This is a genomic window from Paenibacillus cucumis (ex Kampfer et al. 2016) (assembly GCF_019748695.1).
Taxonomy (GTDB): Bacteria; Bacillota; Bacilli; order Paenibacillales; family Paenibacillaceae; genus Paenibacillus; species Paenibacillus polysaccharolyticus.
Genome location: NZ_JACLIC010000069.1, coordinates 1 through 907 on the forward strand (window position 1 = coordinate 1; position 907 = coordinate 907).

A 907-nucleotide genomic window follows, 5' to 3' on the forward strand; every position below is an offset into this window, starting at 1 on the left:
GCATGCCCTCCAGCAGGTTCATCACCTGTCCCTGCTCCACCATTACCCCTTTGGGTTTTCCGGTGGAACCCGAGGTATAGAGGACATACGCCAGATCATGCGTCTGGATCGACAGCCCCAGATTGCTTCGATCTCCTGTGTACAGGTGCTCTTCCTCCAAATCTAGCATGTCCAGTTCGCCAAAGCTCAGGCCCAGTCTGCCCTGACTCAGTACAACCCGTGCTCCGCTATCCTTCAGCATGTACTGGATCCGCTCGGCTGGATAGAACGGGGAAATCGGTACATAGGCCCCGCCGGCTTTCAGCACTCCCATTATTCCAGCGACCATGTCCAGGGAGCGTGATGCCACAATGCCCACCGTCGTTTCCGCACCCACGCCTCTACTCCGCAGCTGCCGCGCCAGGGCATTGGCCCGCTCATTGAGCTCCCGGATGCTCCAGGACTCGTTTTCCCCGATCAGCACCTTTCGCTCGGGATCTCGGAAGGCATAGGCCTCCAGCAGGTCCGGCAAGACTCGTGACGGGCTACTCCCGTTGATCTCTGCAGGGACTGAACTGTTCCGCTCCAGTAACCCTGCCTTCTCGGCTTCCCCCGTCATCTCGATTGCCGACAACATCCCTTCCGGCCGCCGGACCATTTCCATCAGCACGTGTTGCAAATGGCTATCGATCATCCGTAACACGCTCTCTCGGCGGAACATTCCCGCCGCGTATTCTGCCTGAAACCCTATCGTTTCCCCGTCTTCCACAGCGAACAAGCTCAGATCGAACTTGGCATGGCTCCGCTTCACTTCCATCCCCCGGATCTGTACTTCCGGCAGTTCCAGCACCTGACGATCCATATTTTGCAGTGCAAACATCACATCAAACAGCGGGTTCCGGCTCACTTCCCGTACAAGTTCCAGCTT

At 57.7% G+C, this 907-nt stretch carries 1 protein-coding gene; it reads right to left on the reverse strand.

Annotation, left to right across the window (positions count from 1 at the left end):
- Nucleotides 1-886, reverse strand: an 886-nt coding sequence (locus tag H7T88_RS28465; RefSeq protein ID WP_312027672.1) for an AMP-binding protein, incomplete at its 3' end; no start/stop codon positions are given.
- Nucleotides 887-907 lie beyond the last annotated feature (21 nt).